The following is a 19,165-nucleotide window of genomic DNA, read 5'->3' on the forward strand; positions in this document are numbered from 1 at the left end:
GGGGTGTCTGGCGGTGGAGGGGAGGTTATTGGTAACGCTAGGCGATGTCGTCCATACCGTTCGGGCTAAGCCCGTCGAAGCCTCGCGCAGCGCTTCGACAGGCTCAGAGTGAACGGTTGGTAGTGGGTGTTATGAAGGCGGACAGCCATCAAGGTTTGAAACCAGAGCGCTGCACCACCGGCGCCCACTGCGCCCGATAGGCCTTGAGCATCGCCTCGGTCTGCGCCATGGTCGCCACCACCGGCTCCATCTTCGCCGCCTCGAACTTGCGCTGGGTGTCCGGGTCTTTCATGACGTCGTGGATCAGCCCGGCCAGGCGTTCGGCCTGGGCCTTGGGCATGCTCATGGGCGCAAAGAAGGTGTTCCAGCCCGTAGCGGCCAGGTCCAGCCCGCCTTCTTTGAAGGTGGGGATCTTCGGGTCCAGCGCACTGCGCTTGGTGCCCGACACGGCCAGAATGCGGATCTTGCCCGCCTCGTGCTGGGGCAGCATCGTGTCGAAGGTGTCAAACGCCACGGGCACCTGCCCGCCCAGCAAGTCGTTGAGCAGCGGCGCCGAGCCGCGGTAGCCCACCACCTCGGCGCGCACCTTGGCGGCGTCGCCCACCATCAGGCCAAAAAAGTGCGGCAGGCTGCCCGTGGCGGGCACGCCGAAGTTGGCCTTGTCGGGGTTGGCGCGCAGCCAGGCCATCAGGTGCGGCAGTTCTTTGACCGGCACGGCGCTGGCCACGGCCACGCCAAACTCGTAGCTGTTGACATGGCTCACGGGGCGAAAGTCGCGCTCGGGGTCATAGCCCGCGTCGGGGAAGACCAGGGGCGCCACCAGCATCACGGCCGGGTTGGCCAGCAGCAGCATGGGCTGGTTGGCGGGCGCGGCTTTGACGGCCTGAGCCGACAGGCGGCCGCCCGCGCCCGTCTTGTTCTCCACAATGACCGGCGTACCGAGCTTGCTGCCCAGCTTGTCGGCCACGATGCGCGCCACGCGGTCGGTGGCGCCGCCCGGGGCGTAGCCGACCACGATGCGCAACGGTGCTTCTTGCGCTTGCGCGACGGAAGCGGCCAGGGCCAGCGCAGTGGCCAGAACAGAGGCAAGGGGTTTCCACATGGTCGAAACATCTCCAGGGGCAATGACGGGCCTGCACCACCGTGCAGGTTGATGGGCGCACTGTATTGGCCACACAATCAATTGATCTAATCAACTCTTGCCCGGAAATACCCTGATGCCCACCCCCGCCCCGGCACCCGCAGGCCCTGCAGACCCGGGCCACCGCCTGACCCATCCGGCAGCGGCCAATGATCTGTTGATGTACCGCCTGAACCGCCTGTTGGCCGTGGCGGGCAGCCTGGTGGTGCGGCTGTGCGAAGGGGGTTACGGCATCACGCGGCGCGAATGGGGCCTGCTGATGGTGCTGGCCCAGCACCCCGGCATGCCACCGGCCGAACTGGCGCAGCGCCTGGGGCTGGACCGCGCGCGCACATCGCGCGCCATCACATCGCTCTTGGCCAAAAAGCTGCTGACGCGCGACGCCATGCCGGGCGACCGGCGCCAGGCGGTGTTGTCGCTCACCCCCGCGGGGCAGGCGGTGCACGACGACCTGTTTCCGCAAGTGAAGGCGCTGAACCAGGACCTGCTGGCAGGCCTGAACGCAGGCGCCATCCAGGCACTGGACCACGCGCTGGCCGATATGCAAAAGCAGGCCGAGGCGCTGGTGGTGCGCCGCACCGACGTGCCGCGCACCTACCGGCTGCGCGGCGGGCGGCACACTGACTAGGAGCCGGTGGGCCAAGCAGCGGGCTGTGGCCTGCAAGGGACAAGCGGAACACGATGCCCCAAAACAGGGATGAGGCGATATCCTCGAACACCCAGGGCGCGCCCGTTGGACCCGCGCAACCGGCACGCCATCCCCTTTGTCTTAACCAGACCTGTTCTCCACCCCCCACATCCTTCATGTCGTCGCACTCAACCTCTTTGTGGAGCCCCCTGCGCCAACCCGCGTTCCGGGGCCTGTGGATCTGCGGTGGCATCTTTTTTGTGGGCAGTGGCATGCAGTCCATGGCGGCGGCCTGGCTGATGGTGGAGCTGACGGGCTCATCGTTTCTGGCGGCGTTGGTGCAGACCGCCGTGTTCATGCCGATGTTTTTGCTGGCGCTGCCCGCCGGGGTGCTGGCCGACACCACCGACCGGCGCCGCTTGATATCGGGCGCGCTGATGGCGCAGGTGTGCGCGTGCACCTTGCTCACGCTGCTGGTGCTGGGCGGCTGGGGGGGGCCGGCGTCGGTGCTGTTCCTGGTGTTCATCTGCGGCTGCTGCACGGCCGTGCTGACACCTGCGTGGAATTCTTCGGTCATCGACCCCGTGCCGCGCGACGAGTGGCCCCAGGCCATCACCGCCGTCAGCATTGCCTACAACGCCGCGCGCGCGGTGGGGCCCACGCTGGCCGGGCTGGTGTTTGCGCAACTGGGCGCGGGCTGGGTGTTTGCTGTCACGGTGGTCACCACGCTGGTGATGTGGGAGTCCATTCGCCGCTGGCCGCCCAAGGCGCATCCGCCGTCCAAACTGCCCGCCGAGCGCCTGTGGGGCGGCACTTTGAGCGGCCTGCGGTTTGCCTGGCACTCGCGCATGATCCTGGCGCAGCTCGTGCGGGTGATGGCGTTCAGCGCCGCGGGATCGGCCCTGTGGGCGCTGCTGCCGGTGATTGCGCAGCGCCTGGGCACCGGGGCGCCCGGTTTTGGCCTGCTGATGGGTTGCCTGGGCACCGGCGCCGTGTGCGTGGGGCTGTTTTTGGGACGGCTGCGGGCGCGTTTTGGCATGGAAGTCATCGTCGGTGTGGGCGGCGTGGTGTTTGCTGCGGCCATGCTGGCGGCGGCGCTCACGCAGATCGCCTGGCTGGTGTACGTGTCCATGCTGTTTGCGGGCGCGGCCTGGATGTCGGCCATGTCCACCTTCAACACCGCCACGCAGGCCAGCGCACCGCAGTGGGTGCGCTCGCGCGCGGTGGCCATGCACATGGTGGCCGCGCTGGGCGCGTTTGCCATGGGCTCGGCCGTCTGGGGCGCGGCGTCGGACATCGTGGGCCTGGCGCCCACGCTGTGTGTGGCCGCTGCCCTGATGACCGCAGGCCTGCTGCTGGCGCGCCCCATGCCGCTGCGCATGGGCGCCTTGCACGAGGTCACCCAGGCCACGCCCTGGGACGAACTCTTCATCGAAGCCGAGCCTCTGCCCGAAGCAGGCCCGGTGGCGGTCGAGGTGGGCTACCGCATCGCGCCCGGGGCGGATGCCGCGTTTCTGGACACCATCAGCCGCATGAAAGCCCCCCGCCGCCGCGATGGGGCCACGTTCTGGCGCGTGTACAAGGACTTGGGCGACCCCTCGCGTTATGTAGAGCGCTTCATCGTCACGTCCTGGGCCGACTACCTGCACCAGCGCGCCCGCGCCACGATGGCCGACCAGGCGCTGGAGACCGAGGTGCGGACGTTTCTCGCGCCCGGCGAGACGGCAAAGATGTCGCACTACATCGCTGAGCGCTGACCTCGCACACCCCGGCCTGTTCAACGCTGGTAGAGACGGAAAATTTTCAGAAAACTGATCAAAAGCAGGAGCTACTAGCGCTTATTGAACAAGCGCTAATACCCTATTTGTATAGGCATAAATCGCTATTAAAACAATAGCAATCAGACTCCAGCCTGCCGTCCCCCGCCCGAAGGCGCTTCAGACCGCCTGCGACAATCGGGGGCATGAGCAACACCTTCGCCCCCCTGCAGAACGACACCTTCCTGCGCGCCTGCCGCCGCCAGGCCACCGACTACACCCCCCTGTGGCTGATGCGCCAGGCGGGCCGCTATCTGCCTGAATACAAGGCCACGCGCGCCCAGGCGGGCAGCTTCATGGGCCTGGCCACCAATGTGGACTACGCCACCGAAGTGACCCTGCAGCCGCTCGAACGCTTCCCGCTCGACGCCGCCATCCTGTTCAGCGACATCCTGACCGTGCCCGACGCGATGGGCCTGGGCCTGACGTTTGCCGAAGGTGAGGGCCCACGGTTTGCAAGCCAAGTGCGCGACGAAGCCGCGGTGGACCAGTTGGCTGTGCCTGACATGGACAAGCTGCGCTATGTGTTTGACGCCGTCACCAGCATCCGCAAGGCACTGAACGGCCGGGTGCCGTTGATCGGCTTCTCCGGCAGCCCCTGGACGCTGGCCTGCTACATGGTCGAAGGCAAGGGCAGCGACGACTACCGCCTGGTCAAGAGCCTGATGTACAGCCGCCCGGACCTGATGCACCGCATTCTGGCCATCAACGCAGACAGCGTGGCCGCCTACCTGAACGCCCAGATCGACGCGGGCGCCCAGGCCGTGATGATTTTTGACAGCTGGGGTGGCGTGCTGGCCGATGGCGCCTTCCAGGAGTTCAGCCTGGCTTACACCACGCGCGTGCTGGCGCAGCTCAAACGCACCGGCGTGGACGGCACCGACGTGCCCCGCCTGGTCTTCACCAAAGGCGGCGCCCTGTGGCTGGAAGACATGAAGCCGCTGGACTGCGAGGTGCTGGGCCTGGACTGGACGGCCAACCTGGCCAAGGCACGTGCCTTGGTGGGCGGCGACGTGGGTGGCCCCGGCAAGGCGCTGCAGGGCAACATCGACCCCAACGTGCTGTTTGCACCGCCCGCGCAGATCGTGAAACAGGTCCACAAGGTGCTCGACAGCTTTGGCGCCCCCCACACCGACCGCACCACCACCGGGCCCACCCACATCTTCAACCTGGGCCACGGCATCAGCCAGTTCACGCCGCCAGAGCATGTGTCCGCGCTGGTAGAAGCCGTGCACAGCCATTCACGCGCACAGCGGAAGGCTTGAACCAACCCGACGGCCGGGCCCCGTGCGGACTTATGCACAAAACTGGAGCGCTGACCGGGCCCACGCCCGGCGGCACACTGGTTTTTTAAAAAACCAGTGTGTTTAGCTAAGTCGTTGAATTCAAACGCATTTAATTCCCTGCTTTTTTGACAGGCAACCCAGCGAAAGCACGGTTTTTCAAGGGCTTGCGAAGCAAACCCACGAGATATCAACAAAGTTATCCACAGAAATTCTGGATTGTTTACAAATACCCAGTCAAATCAAGCACTTGCGGCCTAAACCGGAGAAATCAGTGAACATGGACCCGGCCTGCTAGCACAATTTTGGGGCTTTCCAGCCCCTTGACGAAATGCAGATGTCCGACTTATGCACACAAACCGTGATGCAGCGCAACATGAATGACTCTCAGGCGCATAGCACAGAATTTGCGGGCAAATTTCTTCAGATGATTGATTCATAAGGATTTTTTCGGTGTGCCAATTTTGTGGGCAATCTGTTGGCACCCAGGTTTCATGCGGCCTGGACGGCGGTTGAGCAAGGATGTCAACAAAGTTATCCACAGAAATTCGGGATTACTCACATGCCCGATGCAAATCAAGCACTTAGCGGTTAAACCTCTACGTAACATCCACAACACCCCGCAAGCACCCTTCCGTCTTCATAGCCCGTGCCTATCCATAACGCCATCGTCCAAGTCGCATTGCATACCCCGTCGCACAGCGGCGTGGGCGACCTGCTGAGCTACGCCAGTGAGCGCCCGCTTGCGCCCGGCACGTTGGTGCGCGTGCCACTAGGCGCCCGCGAAGTGCTGGGCGTCGTGTGGGACACCGACGAGGCCACGGGCGAGCTGCCGGACGGCGCCACCCTGCGCGCCATTGCCGGGGTACTGGAAGGCGTGGCGCCGCTGGATGTGCCCTGGCGCCGCCTGGTGGCGTTTGCGGCGCGCTACTACCAGCGGGCCTTGGGCGAAATCGCCATGGCCGCCCTGCCGCCCCAACTGCGCGACCTGCGGCCTGAGCAACTGGCGCGCCGCCTGCGCCGCCCGGTGGCAGCGGCGGGAGCATTGCAAGACGCTATTCAAAACATAGCGCTCACACCAGAACAGGAAAGCGCTAGAGCCCGAATTTCTTCTGAAAATGGCCCCTTCCTGCTGTTTGGCAGCACCGGCAGCGGCAAGACCGAGGTGTATTTGCGCTGCGTGCAGGAGGTGCTGGAGGCCGACCCGGCCAGCGACTTTCCGACCCAGGCGCTGGTGATGGTGCCCGAGATCAACCTCACGCCCCAGCTCGAAGAACGTTTTGTCAGCCGCTTTGCAGCCCGCTTTGGCGCGGGCGCCGTGGTGTCGCTGCACAGCGGCATGACCAATCCGCAGCGCCTCAAAAGCTGGCTGGCCGCTCACAGCGGCACGGCGCGCATTGTGCTGGGCACGCGCATGGCGGTGTTTGCCAGCCTGCCAGGTCTGAAACTCATCGTGGTCGATGAGGAGCACGACCCGAGCTACAAGCAGCAGGAGGGAGCGCGCTACTCGGCGCGCGACCTGGCCATCTGGCGCGGGCGCGAGCAGGGTGCCAAGGTATTGCTGGGCTCGGCCACGCCGTCGCTGGAGAGCTGGCACGCCAGCCGCCCGCCCACACCCGAAGACCCCGAGGGTGGCCGCTACGTGCGGCTGCACATGCCCAGCCGGATTGGCGCAGGCGCCCTGGCCCGCGTGCGGCGCGTGGACATGAACCAGCAGCCGCGGCGCGCAGTGTTCAGCGCCCCGCTGCTGCAGGCCATCACCGAGCGCGTGGCGCGCGGTGAGCAAAGCATGGTGCTGCTCAACCGCCGGGGCTACGCCCCCGTTCTGCACTGCGTGGACTGCGGCTGGAAAAGCGACTGCCCGCACTGCAGCGCGCACCAGGTCTTCCACAAAACGGACCGCACCCTGCGCTGCCACCACTGCGGCTACACCGTGCGCGTGCCGTTTCACTGCCCCACCTGCGGCAGCCCCGACATCCACCCCATGGGCCGGGGCACCGAGCAGCTCGAAGAACAACTCTCTGCCCTGCTGTCCGAAGTGCTGCGGCCCGACCGCACCCCCGCGCGCATTGCCCGCATCGACGCCGACACCACCAAGGCCAAGGGCGCGCTGGAGGCGCAGCTGGCGCAGGTGCATTCGGGCGAGGTGGATGTGCTGGTGGGCACGCAGATGATTGCCAAGGGCCACGACTTTCGGCGCATCACGCTGGTGGCCGCCGTGCAGCCCGATGGTGCGCTGTTCAGCAGCGACTTTCGGGCGGCCGAGCGCCTGTTTGCGCTGCTGATGCAGGCCGCCGGCCGCGCCGGGCGCGATGCGGCCTACATGGCGGCGCAAGGCACGCAGTGCGAAATGTGGGTACAGAGTTTTCACCCCAAACACGCCGTGTTTGAAGCGCTGCGCACGCACGACTACGAGGCCTTTGCCGCCCAGCAACTGAAGGAACGCGAGGAGGCCGCCATGCCCCCCTTTGCGTACCAGGCCCTGGTGCGGTCGGACGCACGCACCCAGGAAGTGGCGCAAGGTTTTTTGACCGCTGCCACCGCCGCCGCCCACGCTGCGGGGCTGCCGGGGCTGGACGTGGTCACCTTGTACCCGCCCGTGCCACTGACCATTCAGCGCGTGGCCAATGTGGAGCGCGCCCAGATGCTGATGGAAAGCTCCAGCCGCGCCGCACTGCAGCGTTTTCTGGCCGCGTGGCAACCGGTGCTGCAAACCACGCGCAGCCAGCCCGCGCACAAGGGGTTGATACGGTGGCTGGTGGATGTGGACCCGTTGGCGATCTGAAACAGCCAGCCGCGCAAGCGCCCAAAAGAAAAAAAGGGGCAACGCCTACTGCGCAGCCCCCCGTGTGTTGAAGAAGCGTGCTTTGACTACAGCGCGCCGTCGCCCAGCACGATTCCTTCACGGCGCGGGTCCACGCCGCCTTCCAGCCGGGTCTGGCCGTTGCGCTGCACGCGCATGATGGTGGACACACCGCTGGACTGCGCGCCGCTGTTCACGGTGTGGCCCTTGGCCTTGAGACCGTCAATCAGCCCCGTGAGGTCGAGCGCAGTGTTGGCGCCGTCCACGTTGGTGGTGACGCTGTTGGTGGCGCCAAAGTTCACGAGCGACGTGGCCTGCTGCGCGTCCAGACCCCAGTCCACCGCGCCCACGACCGTCTTGAGCACGTACTGGATGATGGTGCCGCCGCCGGGCGAGCCGGTGGCCATCACGAAGTCACCCGGCTCCGTGCCGCGGAACACCAGCGTGGGGGCCATGGTGCTGCGGGGGCGCTTGCCAGGGGCCACGCGATTGGCAATGGGCACACCGGCACCGTCTGCGGGCTGGGCCGAGAAGTCGGTGAGCTGATTGGTCAGCAGAAAGCCGCCCACCATGTGGTACGAGCCCATGCTCGATTCGACCGTGGAGGTCATGGACACCACATTGCCGTACGCATCGACGATGGAGAAGTGCGTGGTGCCGTATTCGATGGTCTTGTCCACACCCAGCGGCACGCTTCCCAGGTCACCCGCAGCGACCACGCCCAAGGAGTTTCCATCGGGCTTGATCAGTGCGGCGCGCTGCTTGAGGTAGGCCTTGTCCAGCAGGGTGGACACGCCCTTGCCCGGCAGCGGGATGAAGTCGGTGTCGGCCACGTACTTGTCGCGGTCGGCATAGGCCAGGCGCTCGGCTTCGGACACCAGGTGCACGCCCATCACGCTGGGCACACCGCCTTCGTTGGTGGGGTTGGCCGGGCCGTATTTGGACAGCTCGAAGTTCTCCAGAATGCCCAAGCCCTGCGCAATGGCGATGCCACCCGACGACGGCGGCGACATGGTGCAGATGTAGTAGCTGGCGCGGTACGTGGTGCACACGGGTTCGCGCTTTTTGGCCTGGTAGTTCTTGAGGTCGTTCACCGACATCAGGCTGGGGGTGATGGGCGTTTTGGCCGCATCGTCGCCCACCGACTGCGCGGCCTTGGCCACGATGGCTTCGGCCAGAGGACCGGAGTACATGGCATTGGCACCACCGCTGGCCAGCGCGCGCAGTGTCTGCGCATAGGGCAGGTTGGTCGTCACGGTGCCGGTGGCCTTGGGCGTGCCGTCGGCGTTGAAGAAGGCCGCCATGGCGTTCGCGTCCAGCGCCAGGCTGGCGGCGTTGCTCTTGATGGCGTCGCCCAAGCGGCCCGGAATGCGGTAGCCGTTGGTGGCCAGGTTCACGCCCTCGTCGAACAGCTTGTCCCAGCCCAGCTTGCCGTGTTCCTTGTGGGCCACGTCCAGCATGCGCATGACGCCGGGCACACCGATGGAGCGGCCGCTGCGGCGCGCGCTGGGTACAGGTGCGGGGGACGACGCATCGCCCTGATCCTGGCGCACCAGATAGTAGCCATTGGCAGCCGAGGGAGCGGTCTCGCGGCCGTCATAGGCCACGACCTTTTTGCTCGCCGCGTCGTAATACATCATGAAGGCACTGCCAGCCAGCGTGCTGGACTGCGGCTCCACCAGGCCCAGCACGGCCTGCACGGCCACGGCGGCGTCGATGGCGGTGCCACCGGCCTTGAGCACATCACACCCGGCCTTGGTGGCCAGCGGCGTGTTGGCCACCACCATGTATTTGCTCGACTGCTTGGCCTTGTAGCCCAGGCGGTAGCCCGACGCGGCCTCGGGCGCTGCCGGGTCGCCTGCCACGCCTGAGCCCACCACCACGGCAGAGCCAGAGCTGGAGACCACCGAGCAGCTTTGCGCGTTGTTGTCCACGGCCAGATCGGAGTCCGATCCGCTGCCGCAACCATAGAGCGCCACCGAAAGGGCCACGGGCGTCAACACCCAGAGCCAGGTTTTCTTTTGCATTCAAAACTCCTGTTGTTTTCCATTGTGTGCAGCCACGGGCCACGCGCTATCGTCCGCGCAAAAAACATGCCGAAGCCACCGTTGTGCCGTGCCGATTGCGCACAGCAGCCGTCACCCAAAGGCAATGGCAATGGCAATGGCAAACCATGGCCCCGACCACCGGCTGGGCCCATCGTGCGCCCACGCCGCACAAAAAACAACAAAAAAGTGCCTCCAGCGCTTATCCATCAAGCGCTAACAGCTATCAAAATATGAGTTCCTGCAAAACCCGCAGGCACCGGGCTTCTCTTGCCTACACTCAACTCAACTCAACTCAGCCCACGCCCCCAGCAGGAGACCCGATGACCCCCGATTCATTTGCCGCCGCGCTCGAACAGGAAGGCTTTGAGCCCGCCGTCACCATCACACGCGAAGGCGGCGGCATGCTGGCCGACCACACCCACCCGTTCGAAGCCAAGGCGCTGGTGCTGGCGGGCGATATCCGCATCGTCACCGCTACGTCGGAGCGGGTGTACCAGCAGGGTGAGGTGTTCCACCTGCAGGCCCACGAGCCGCACTCAGAGTTTTACGGGCTGATGGGCGTGAGCTACCTCGTGAGACGCAAGACGCCGTCCTGAGAATTGCGCCTCAACTTCGCGCGTTCTGTGCGTATCGTCCTGCGCTACCGGCGGTACATGCAGGCGAATTTATTCTGATAAATGAGGTTATTCACAGTGGCATCGGCGAATCTGCGCCCCGCACACCCGGGCCAGGGCTGCGCCAGTGCGACGAACACGGAACAAAGCCTGCATCCTTAAAAACCAGACACCATGTACACAGAATCGAACAAATTCGAAGAACTCCCCCCCATGTGGGCCACCATCACTGTCGCCGTGGCAACGCTGATAACCAACTGGATCTGGGGGTCCGTGTTCTCCCAGGTCCGTGGAATGGAAGCGTTCCTCTTGATGTTTGTTTGCCTTCTTGGGTGGCCCCTGACGCTGTTTGTCATCATGCTGATCCTGACCTTTGTCCTCAAACTCTGCGAAGGCTATGCCTGGTTGCGCATGGCCATCGTGTTGTGTGTGATTGGTCCAGGCATCGCCGTGTATGGCGTGCCTCTGTGGAGCCTGATCGTCTGCGCGATCATGACCATCGGTGTCGGTTTCAAGATATTCAGGGCTGCGCAAGACGACGCAGATCTGGAGAACTTGTAAATGGCTGTCAGAGAAGCTCCGCCCCCCGGTTTGCTCGACAGTTTTTCGGCCCCGCTGTGGAAGAGATTGGGCCTTTCAGTACAAAGGACCGAGTGGATCGTCAAAGGCCAGCACCGAGGCTATGACTGGATGGCCATCGAAACTCATCACGAAACCACGAACTTCCTTGACAACCATGGGAGCAGCACCACCTTCTTCGTGATGCGGCTGCCTCGAAAATCCAGGGACTGGTATCTGCCGCCCAGCCGAATCACGCCCTCCCGACAGGTGTGCGTGGACGAAGAATGCGTTTACGTCGCAGAGCTCGGCCAACAACCCCGCGTGCGCGAGTGGCGCTATTGGCTCGACACTACCGCCGATGTGGCCGATGAAGTAGTGCGCACGAAGGGCACACGCACTGCACAACCGCGTGCGCATCTGACCGCCTCCAAAAAAGCAGCTAGCGAAACAGAGCGCAGTTGGAACCCACACGACACCAATTGGGTTCTTCTCTGGTGCTCTGTGATGTTGCCGCTGACTGGGCTCCTGCTTGTGTTGCTTACGTTCACCTACACCGACTGGCTGAGCACTGGCAACGTCACCGATTGCGACTCGGTGGGGTACACATTTTCGGCGATGCAAGGCTGGAGAATGTGGGCGCTATTGGCGATCCTGGTCACCCCCTTGGTCTGGATGTGCAAGATGGTCCACACCATGTTCACGCGCATCTACAAGCCGGGTTTTGCGCTGCAGATCAATCTGGAAGGTGCCGTTTTGGTGGGCGGCACGTTTGTGCTGGCACATGCCCTTGACGCTTTAGAAGCATCCGTGCGCACCGTGTGCTGACCCGCGCAACCCACAATGGCCCTTGACACCATGGGCCATCTGGCGATCAGGCCGGAACAAACTGCCCATGCAACCCCAGCGGCAGGCCATACGGCAGCGTGACGCTGGCTAACGGCCCGGCATTCACCGCCTGCGCGTCGAACACGGACAGCGTGGTGCGCTCGCTGGGCCAGTGGTAGGCGGTGCCCAGCACCCAGCCCCGGCCCTCGGGTGCCGTGGGGTTGGTAGGGATGTAGACATGCTCCTCGGCGATCCAGCCCGCGCCGTACCGGTGGCGCTGCGGTGTTTTGTCGCCCTGCAGCGTGAGCAAGCTGTCAAAGCCCTGCACTTGGGCATCCATGCCCGGGCTGCGTTCCAGCAGGGTGGTAAATCGCGTAGGCAGGCCGTTGCGTGCCGGGTGAATGCGCGGGAACTCCACGTGGGCCAGCCCCGGATATTCGAGCCGCGCCTCGCCCGTGGACGGGGTGAGCGTGATGTGCGCCCACCGGGTGGCGGCCGCTGCCGGATTGCTGCGCGCGCCATCCACGTTCAGGTGGCGCAGCGCGCTGAGGATGTCAGGCTGCGCCACAAACCGCACCTGCACCGTGCCGCCCTCTTCCCAGGCATTGGCCAGGTGGAACAGGCCGGTGGCGAGCAGCTCGAAGCGCTGGACCTTGAAGTCCGCTTTGTCGACCAGCAGCACCACCAGCGGCGCCTTGTGGTCCCAGCGGTAGTTCGGCAGCGGGCTGCCGACGCCAGGGTGTCCGTTGAACAGCAGCGGCATGAGCAGGAACACCAGGTGCCGTTCGGTGATGGCGAAGTCATGCACCATGTCGGCCTGCGCAGCATCCAGCACATGCTGGCGGCGCAGCTGGCCGGTCGGCGCAATGTCGTACACCAGCAGTTTCCCAGAGCCCGGCACGTAGCCAAAATTCCACACCGAGCCATCGGGCGCCACACGCGGGTGGGCCGAAAACGGCGCGCCCCGCGTCTCGGGCGACCAGGTCTTGAACCCCTGGGCCTGCAGCGTGACGGGGTCTACCGCCAGGGCGGAACCGGCCTCCCACAGTGCAAACAGCTCCTTGCGCGCGGGCAGGGCCAGCAGGTTGATGTTGGCGGGGTTGACGTCGTCGGGCCCGCTGAGTGGCGGCGAACCGGGCAGCGTGGTGGCAAACCCCGAGTACAGAAGCCGCCCAGCGGCCTCTTCCGCCGTGAGCTTGGGGGTGGCCAGCAGGGCACCGCGGTGGGAGATGCGGGGCGGTGTTTGTGTTGACGCCTGGCCGCCCTCCAAACGAAACGCCTGCAGCATGCCGTCGCCGTCAAACCAGTGGTTCATGGCCACGCCGCCCAGTTCGCGGCGGGCGGGGCCGATGCGGTACAGCGTGCCCTGCAGCGCTGCGGGCCAGCGCCCCCGCACGGGCAGCGGGCCGCTGGCCAGTGGCGCCTTCAAAGGCCCGTTGTAGGGGGTGTAGCTGCTGCGCCAGGCGTGGGGCGCTTCGGCACTGTGGCCCAGGGTGGGCAGCAGGCTGGCGCCCAGGGCGGCCAGCACGGCGCGGCGTGGTGGATGGGGGTGGGTCATCGCGAGGCTCCTTGCGGGCTTACTTGAGTTCGACCAGCTGCGTGACGGGGTCTGCACCCACACGAAATGCAGCGTCGGCAAACAGCGGCGGGCCTACGGGGCTGCGCGCGTTGCGGCTGAAGCCATACAGCTCGGTGGGCAGGCCGAACAGGTTGGCGTCCAGCTTCTTGTTGGCGTTCTCGTCCAGAAACACCGACACGGCGTAGTCGCCTTCGGGCAGGCCCGCAAACTGCACCACCGCCTTGCCATCGCCCGGTTGGGCCGTGGCGACCTGCAGCGGCTTGCCACGCGGAAAGCCCTCGCTTTTGTCAAACAGGGCCGCCAGAACGGCGCCTTGCTTGTTGGCGGGCAAGGACACTTCAACGCTCAGGTCGGCGGCATGGGCGGCCAAGGCTGCCATCGCGGCCAGGCCAAGGATCAGGTTTTTCATGAAAGGGCTTTCAGTGGGTGGTCGACGAGCTGGGTCACGCCCAGATCGACACGCACTGTGCCCAGCCCGCCGCGCGACGGCGAGTCGATTGCGACGAAATGCCGCAAACACAGCGTGATCCGCAGTACGCAGGCGCGAGTTACGCCAGCCTGCCAGGGGACCCTACCCCGGTAGGGGAACGCCAAAATACAAGTGTTATTGGCCGCTAGCGCTTGATAGCAAAGGGCCTATAGCTATCAAAAATGCAATCAGGTCAGCAACGCCACCGCCGCCGAAAAGCTCACAAACGCCAGCGCTGTGGACACCAGAATGATCCGCGCCACGCGCCCGTTGTTGGCGCCGAACTTCTCGGCCAGCAGCGACACGTTGCTGGCGCTGGGCAAGGCCGACAGCAGCACCAGCACCGTCAGCGCAAACGGGGTGAGCGGCACGCCCAGCGCCATCGCGGCCGTGCCCACCGCCCACACCAGCAGCGGGTGCACCAAGAGCTTGGCCAGCGCCACCGGTACGTAATCGCGTGCGGGTACCTGCTCGTGTTGGTTCATCTGTGACCGGGCCAGCACGGCGCCGATGGTGAACAGGGCCACGGGCGATGCGGCATCGGCCAGCATGGCCACGGTTTTGTCGACCGGACCGGGCAGCTGGAACTGCAGGGCCGAGGCCAGCGCGCCCAGCGCAATGGACCAGGGCATGGGATTGGTCGCCATGCCCTTGAAGGCGCTTTTGAGCGCCACGCCCACGCCGTGGGTGCCTGCGCCATCCAGCCGCGACAACGCAATACACAGCGAGCTGGTGATAACCATGTCCACCACGATGGTCACGATGGCCGGGCCCGCGCTTTGCGCGCCCAGCAACGCCACCAGCAGCGGCACACCCATGAAGCCCGTGTTGGGAAAGGCCGCCACCAGCGCGCCAAAGGCGGCGTCGTTCCAGCCGATGTGGGCCCGGCGTGTGAAGGCCACCGTTCCGCCCACCATGATCAGCGCGCACACCCCATACACCCCGGCCACGGCTGGGTCCAGCAGTTGCCCGATGGGCGTGCTGGCCCCAAACCGGTACAGCATGCACGGCAGCGCAAAGTACAGAACAAAGGCATTAAGCCCCGGGATGGCAGGCTGAGGCAGCACGCCACGCCGTGCGGCCAGATAGCCGCAGAGCACCAGCGCGAAGAAGGGGAAGGTGATGAGAAGGACGGAGAGCACGGGCGCTATTGTCTGTGCTGCGCCGCGGCGCCGGGCTGGTGCGCCGCCCCGGTGGTCAGCGCAAAGTCAGATGGAGGCCATCACACACAACGACGTGAGCCGGTTGAACACAAATCCACTTCACTGTTTGCGCTGAATGATCAGATTGCGCTTGGCATCTTCTGGGTAAGCAAACGTGATCGTACCGCTCTTGACCGCGCCAATGACCAGCATGTTGCGGGTGATCGCGTCCTTGTCTTCCACGCTGAACGGCTTTTCGTAGGTGGACACCACGCCGTAGTAGGTTTTCATCTTGCCCTCCAGCGACTCCTTGATGGCTTTGCCGTTCAGGTTGCCATCGCGAATGCCCAGCAGGGAATACATCAGCAGGTAGGTGGCGTCGTAGGCGTTGGCTGCGGCCATGGGCACTGCCACCCGGCCCTTGTATTTGCGGGTGTAGCTCGACAAGAACGAGGCCCGCCGTTCGTTGCTGGGCTCGGCAATGAAGGTCTGCACCATCAGCGCGCCCTCGGCCGCGTCCTTGGCACCGTCGATGAAATTGGGGAACGACAGGGGCCACGCGCCCACCTGCGGCACCTTCCAGCCCAGGGCCTTCTTGCCGTTGGCGATCACCGCGTTCTCGGGGCCCACGGTGTAGCTGTAGACCACGGTGGCGCCTGCGTTGCGCGCGGCGGTCAGCTCGGCGGTGAGGTCTTTGACGCCCAGCGCAAAACGCGCCACGTGCACCGGCTTGAGGTTCTTGGCGGCGAGGGCAGCCACCACGTCGTTGTAGCCGCCCTCGCCGTAGCCCGTGGTGTCGGCGAAGATGGCGACCTTGTCCCAGCCGCGCTTCAAGATGTCGTCCACCATGAAGGGCGCCTGCAGCGCATCGCGCGCCTGCACCCGAAAGATGTAGCTGTCGGCAGGCGGGTATTTGGCCGTGACGGCCGTGCCCGACGCGCACGGCACGATGAGCGGGGTCTTGGCGTCCTGAAACAGGTCGATGGCCTTCATCGCCACCCCGGTGTTGCAGAACCCGATGGCTGCGACCACCTTCTCCTTGAGCAGGTCCTGGCTGACCTTGCGGCCCTCGTCGGGGTTGGCGGTGTCGTCCTTGATGACCAGCTCCAGCGGCCGCCCCAGGTAGCCGCCCACCGCATTGATCTCGTCCACAGCCAGCTTGATGCCATTGAGCATGGGCACACCAAAATCTGCCGACGGCCCGGTGAAGGGGCCCACGACACCGATGCGCACGGGGGCACTGTTGCCGGTCTGGGCCTTGACCAGCCCGGGCGCGGTGGCAGCCCACACCAAAACGCCGCCCGCCAGGAGCACCTGCAGACACCTCAAAGACCGATGGCGGACGACCGAGGTGGCAGCCGCCATGGCGGGGGAGTAAAGCGCAGCAAAGGAGATCATGGGGTGTGCCTCAAAGCGCAGCCCGCGGGGTGGGGCGTGCGTCGAAGCTGCAGTATCAAAGTGCGACAACGGCCGTCACTACGGGGGTTTCCCGCAGCAAGATGGCGGAGGGAGTGGTTTGGCGCAGCTTTGGCGCTTTCATGTCAGGGCAATGTCAGGCGCCACCTGGCGGCCCAGACGGCGCCGGTATCATTGCGCGCTTCGGAGGCTGGTTCCAGCCCTCCTCCCGCACCGCCCCCTCCTTTCGCTCGCTCTCCACCCTCCTCCTCCCATGTCCGCCGGTCTCAACCTCGCCCAGCTTCAGGCTGTCCACTACACCGACGGTGCCTGCCTGGTGCTGGCGGGTGCAGGCTCGGGCAAGACGCGGGTGATCACGCAGAAGATTGCGCACATGATCGAGAAAGGGATGGACCCCAAACGCATTGCGGCCATCACCTTCACGAACAAGGCGGCGTCGGAAATGCGCGAGCGCGCCAAGAGCCTGATCGGCCGCCGCGCCAAGGATGTGCTGGTGTGCACCTTTCACGCGCTGGGCGTGCGCATGGTGCGCGAAGACGGCGCCGTGCTGGGCTTGAAGCCCCAGTTCAGCATCATGGACGCCGACGACGTGACCGGCATCCTGAAAGAAGCGGCGGGCGGCACCACCGACATGGCCACGGCCCGCCAGTGGCAGTGGGTGATCAGCAAGTGGAAGAACATGGGCCTGACCTCGGAGCAGGCCCTGGCCCAGGCCGCGGACGACAGCGAGCGCAGCATTGCCGTGCTGATGGCGCGCTACGAAGAGCGCCTGTCCGCCTACCAGAGCGTGGACTTTGACGACCTCATCGGCATGCCGCTGCGCCTGCTGCGCGACTTCCCCGAAGTGCGCGCCAAATGGCAGGCGCTGCTGGGTCACGTGCTGGTGGACGAATACCAGGACACCAACGCCACGCAGTACGAGCTGCTCAAACTGCTGGTGGGCGAGCGCGGGCATTTCACCGCAGTGGGCGACGATGACCAGTCCATCTATGGCTGGCGCGGTGCCACGCTGGACAACCTGAAAAAGCTGCCCGAGGACTTCCCGAGCCTCAAGGTCATCAAGCTGGAGCAGAACTACCGCTCCACCAGCGCCATCCTGCGCGCGGCCAACAACGTGATCGGCCCCAACCCCAAGCTGTTCCCCAAGACCCTGTTCAGCGAACTGGGCGAGGGCGAGCCCGTGCGCGTGGTGGACGCCGACAGCGAAGAACACGAGGCCGACCGCGCCGTAGCGCGTATCCAGAGCCTGCGCGCCGCCAGCAACCCGCCGCCGGACTGGAAGAGTTTTGCCATCCTGTACCGCGCCAACCACCAGGCCAAGCCGTTTGAAAAAGCGCTGCGCAAGGCCAACATTCCGTACAAGGTGTCGGGCGGCACCAGCTTTTTTGACCGCGCCGAAATCAAGGACCTGTGCGCCTGGTTTCGCCTGTGGATCAACAACGACGATGACCCGGCGTTTTTGCGCGCCATCACCACGCCCAAACGCGGCATCGGCCACACCACGCTGGCATCGCTGGGTGCGTTTGCCACGCAGCACAAGCAAAGCATGTTTGGCGCGCTGTTCAACGGCATGCTGCCTGCGGCTATCCCTAAGCGCGCCATGGACGGCCTGCACGAGTTTGGCCGCTACATCAATTACCTGGAATACAGCGCCCGCCGCACGCACGGCGCCGAAGACGCCCGCACTTTTCTGAACGAATGGCTCAAGGAAATCGGCTACGAGCAGCATCTATACGACGGCGAAGACAGCGAAAAGGTGGCCGCTGCCCGCTGGAGCAATGTGATGGAGTTCTGCGACTGGATGGCCCAGCGCGCGGGCGGGCAGATCGACGACACCTCGGGCGCCGTGGTGGCCAAGGAGACCAAAAGCCTGCTGGAGGTGTCGCAGACGATTGCGCTGCTGTCCACCATCTCCGAGCGCGAAAAAGACCAGGACATGGTGACGTTGTCCACCCTGCACGCCAGCAAGGGGCTGGAATGGCCGCATGTGATTCTGGTGGGCGTGACCGAGGGCATGCTGCCCTTCAAGCTCGACGACGACGAAGGCCGCCAGCACAAGATCAGCGACGACACCCTGCAGCGCCTGCAGGAAGAGCGCCGCCTGATGTATGTGGGCATCACCCGCGCCCAGCGCACGCTGGCCGTGAGCTGGACCAAAAAACGCAAGAAGGGCCGCGAGATGGTGGCGGCACAACCGAGCCGTTTCATCGCCGAGATGGGCCTCGATAAAACCACCGCCCGCGAAGACCCGCGCGAGAAGCTCAAGGCCCTGCGCGCTGAATTTGCCGCCAAGGCCCAGGCCAGCAGCGTGGCCAACGCCGCGGCGGCGGCCAATCCGGCGGCTGCGGCCTGACGGGCAGACCGCGAACTGCTTGCAGCTTTTTCGCCACTCCCCGTCCGCTACCACTTTGTTTTTGATAGCTATCAGCGCTTATCCTACAAGCGCTAGAGGCCAAAAAGACCCAAAATCCACGCCAGCCTGCCCTGCAGCGGGCTCGCTGAACTGCACAGCCCGGTAGCGGACACCCCGCCCCCGGCAGCGGTCACCACAGTGTTGCATTTGGGCCCACACCCCGAACGGGCACAGAGCGTGCGTGGTACCGTGCAGCGCAGCGGCCCGACGGCGCGACAACACCGATCAAGTCGGTGGCGATGTCGATGCAGGCCCCGCTGAGTTATCAAAAATCGATCAATGGCACCCACATCAGTGCGCCCTGGACAGGCCAGGTCGTGGCTGGTCGTGGCGGCAAGGAAATAAGCGCAACATGGAACAACGCCACACCCACCCCCTCGGCGCCTTCGGCTCCAACCATCCCCTTTGTCCTGCGCAAGCAGGCGG

The 19,165-nt window shown here is 65.1% G+C and carries 14 protein-coding genes; 8 read left to right on the forward strand and 6 right to left on the reverse strand.

Features of this window, described 5'->3' with window-relative positions:
* Window positions 1-148: 148 nt before the first annotated feature.
* Entirely contained in the window at window positions 149-1,102 is a 954-nt protein-coding gene (locus ACK41V_RS15435; protein WP_409783488.1) for a tripartite tricarboxylate transporter substrate-binding protein, read from the reverse strand.
* 115 nt (window positions 1,103-1,217) lie between these two features.
* Here ACK41V_RS15435 and ACK41V_RS15440 point away from each other — a divergent pair, with 115 nt between their 5' ends.
* From ACK41V_RS15440 to priA, 4 genes are all read left to right on the forward strand, one after another.
* Window positions 1,218-1,769 carry a MarR family winged helix-turn-helix transcriptional regulator gene (locus ACK41V_RS15440; protein WP_409783489.1) on the forward strand — a complete coding sequence of 184 codons (552 nt, stop codon included), beginning with the start codon at window positions 1,218-1,220 and terminating at the stop codon, window positions 1,767-1,769.
* A 176-nt stretch (window positions 1,770-1,945) separates the two neighbouring features.
* The gene (locus tag ACK41V_RS15445; RefSeq protein WP_409783490.1) at window positions 1,946-3,526 is read left to right on the forward strand and encodes an MFS transporter; all 1,581 of its coding nucleotides are present in this window, start codon (window positions 1,946-1,948) and stop codon (window positions 3,524-3,526) included.
* 206 nt (window positions 3,527-3,732) lie between these two features.
* Window positions 3,733-4,851: a uroporphyrinogen decarboxylase gene (hemE, locus tag ACK41V_RS15450; protein WP_409783491.1), complete on the forward strand. Its 1,119-nt coding sequence runs from the start codon at window positions 3,733-3,735 to the stop codon at window positions 4,849-4,851.
* Between the two features lie 667 nt (window positions 4,852-5,518).
* The gene (priA, locus tag ACK41V_RS15455; protein ID WP_409783492.1) at window positions 5,519-7,654 is read left to right on the forward strand and encodes a primosomal protein N'; all 2,136 of its coding nucleotides are present in this window, start codon (window positions 5,519-5,521) and stop codon (window positions 7,652-7,654) included.
* Between the two features lie 86 nt (window positions 7,655-7,740).
* Here priA and ACK41V_RS15460 read toward each other — a convergent pair whose 3' ends face one another.
* A complete protein-coding gene (locus ACK41V_RS15460) occupies window positions 7,741-9,699 on the reverse strand; it encodes a gamma-glutamyltransferase family protein (protein WP_409783493.1) in 1,959 nt (652 codons plus the stop codon).
* A 341-nt stretch (window positions 9,700-10,040) separates the two neighbouring features.
* On the opposite strand from ACK41V_RS15460, the gene ACK41V_RS15465 reads away from it, so the two are divergent.
* From ACK41V_RS15465 to ACK41V_RS15475, 3 genes are all read left to right on the forward strand, one after another.
* Window positions 10,041-10,316 (forward strand): cupin, encoded by a 276-nt coding sequence (locus ACK41V_RS15465; RefSeq protein WP_409783494.1) that lies wholly within the window; start codon window positions 10,041-10,043, stop codon window positions 10,314-10,316.
* A gap of 192 nt (window positions 10,317-10,508) precedes the next feature.
* On the forward strand, window positions 10,509-10,895 hold the full coding sequence (locus ACK41V_RS15470) for a hypothetical protein (RefSeq protein ID WP_409783495.1): 387 nt from the start codon (window positions 10,509-10,511) through the stop codon (window positions 10,893-10,895).
* A complete protein-coding gene (locus ACK41V_RS15475) occupies window positions 10,896-11,720 on the forward strand; it encodes a hypothetical protein (protein WP_409783496.1) in 825 nt (274 codons plus the stop codon). It abuts the gene before it with no gap.
* A 46-nt stretch (window positions 11,721-11,766) separates the two neighbouring features.
* Here the strand turns inward: ACK41V_RS15475 and ACK41V_RS15480 are convergent, their stop codons facing one another.
* The 4 genes from ACK41V_RS15480 to ACK41V_RS15495 form a co-directional block, all read right to left on the reverse strand.
* On the reverse strand, window positions 11,767-13,278 hold the full coding sequence (locus tag ACK41V_RS15480; RefSeq protein ID WP_409783497.1) for a carotenoid oxygenase family protein: 1,512 nt from the start codon (window positions 13,276-13,278) through the stop codon (window positions 11,767-11,769).
* A gap of 19 nt (window positions 13,279-13,297) precedes the next feature.
* Window positions 13,298-13,708, reverse strand: a complete 411-nt coding sequence (locus ACK41V_RS15485; RefSeq protein WP_409783498.1) for a DUF2141 domain-containing protein — start codon at window positions 13,706-13,708, stop codon at window positions 13,298-13,300.
* 248 nt (window positions 13,709-13,956) lie between these two features.
* Window positions 13,957-14,910: an AEC family transporter gene (locus tag ACK41V_RS15490; RefSeq protein WP_409783499.1), complete on the reverse strand. Its 954-nt coding sequence runs from the start codon at window positions 14,908-14,910 to the stop codon at window positions 13,957-13,959.
* Between the two features lie 120 nt (window positions 14,911-15,030).
* Window positions 15,031-16,308: an ABC transporter substrate-binding protein gene (locus ACK41V_RS15495; RefSeq protein WP_409783500.1), complete on the reverse strand. Its 1,278-nt coding sequence runs from the start codon at window positions 16,306-16,308 to the stop codon at window positions 15,031-15,033.
* Window positions 16,309-16,579: 271 nt separating this feature from the next.
* Here ACK41V_RS15495 and ACK41V_RS15500 point away from each other — a divergent pair, with 271 nt between their 5' ends.
* Complete coding sequence (locus tag ACK41V_RS15500; RefSeq protein WP_409783501.1) at window positions 16,580-18,679, forward strand: ATP-dependent helicase; 2,100 nt, start codon at window positions 16,580-16,582, stop codon at window positions 18,677-18,679.
* Window positions 18,680-19,165: the final 486 nt, after the last annotated feature.

The organism is Acidovorax sp. (assembly GCF_046291265.1).
Taxonomy (GTDB): domain Bacteria; phylum Pseudomonadota; class Gammaproteobacteria; order Burkholderiales; family Burkholderiaceae_C; genus Acidovorax.

Bases quoted from the DNA above. Each gene is read 5' to 3' on its own strand.
- ACK41V_RS15435 (WP_409783488.1), bottom strand. From the start codon at position 1,102: ATGTGGAAACCCCTTGCCTCTGTTCTGGCCACTGCGCTGGCCCTGGCC.
- ACK41V_RS15440 (WP_409783489.1), top strand. From the start codon at position 1,218: ATGCCCACCCCCGCCCCGGCACCCGCAGGCCCTGCAGACCCGGGCCAC.
- ACK41V_RS15445 (WP_409783490.1), top strand. From the start codon at position 1,946: ATGTCGTCGCACTCAACCTCTTTGTGGAGCCCCCTGCGCCAACCCGCG.
- hemE (WP_409783491.1), top strand. From the start codon at position 3,733: ATGAGCAACACCTTCGCCCCCCTGCAGAACGACACCTTCCTGCGCGCC.
- ACK41V_RS15460 (WP_409783493.1), bottom strand. From the start codon at position 9,699: ATGCAAAAGAAAACCTGGCTCTGGGTGTTGACGCCCGTGGCCCTTTCG.
- ACK41V_RS15465 (WP_409783494.1), top strand. From the start codon at position 10,041: ATGACCCCCGATTCATTTGCCGCCGCGCTCGAACAGGAAGGCTTTGAG.
- ACK41V_RS15470 (WP_409783495.1), top strand. From the start codon at position 10,509: ATGTACACAGAATCGAACAAATTCGAAGAACTCCCCCCCATGTGGGCC.
- ACK41V_RS15475 (WP_409783496.1), top strand. From the start codon at position 10,896: ATGGCTGTCAGAGAAGCTCCGCCCCCCGGTTTGCTCGACAGTTTTTCG.
- ACK41V_RS15480 (WP_409783497.1), bottom strand. From the start codon at position 13,278: ATGACCCACCCCCATCCACCACGCCGCGCCGTGCTGGCCGCCCTGGGC.
- ACK41V_RS15485 (WP_409783498.1), bottom strand. From the start codon at position 13,708: ATGAAAAACCTGATCCTTGGCCTGGCCGCGATGGCAGCCTTGGCCGCC.
- ACK41V_RS15495 (WP_409783500.1), bottom strand. From the start codon at position 16,308: ATGATCTCCTTTGCTGCGCTTTACTCCCCCGCCATGGCGGCTGCCACC.
- ACK41V_RS15500 (WP_409783501.1), top strand. From the start codon at position 16,580: ATGTCCGCCGGTCTCAACCTCGCCCAGCTTCAGGCTGTCCACTACACC.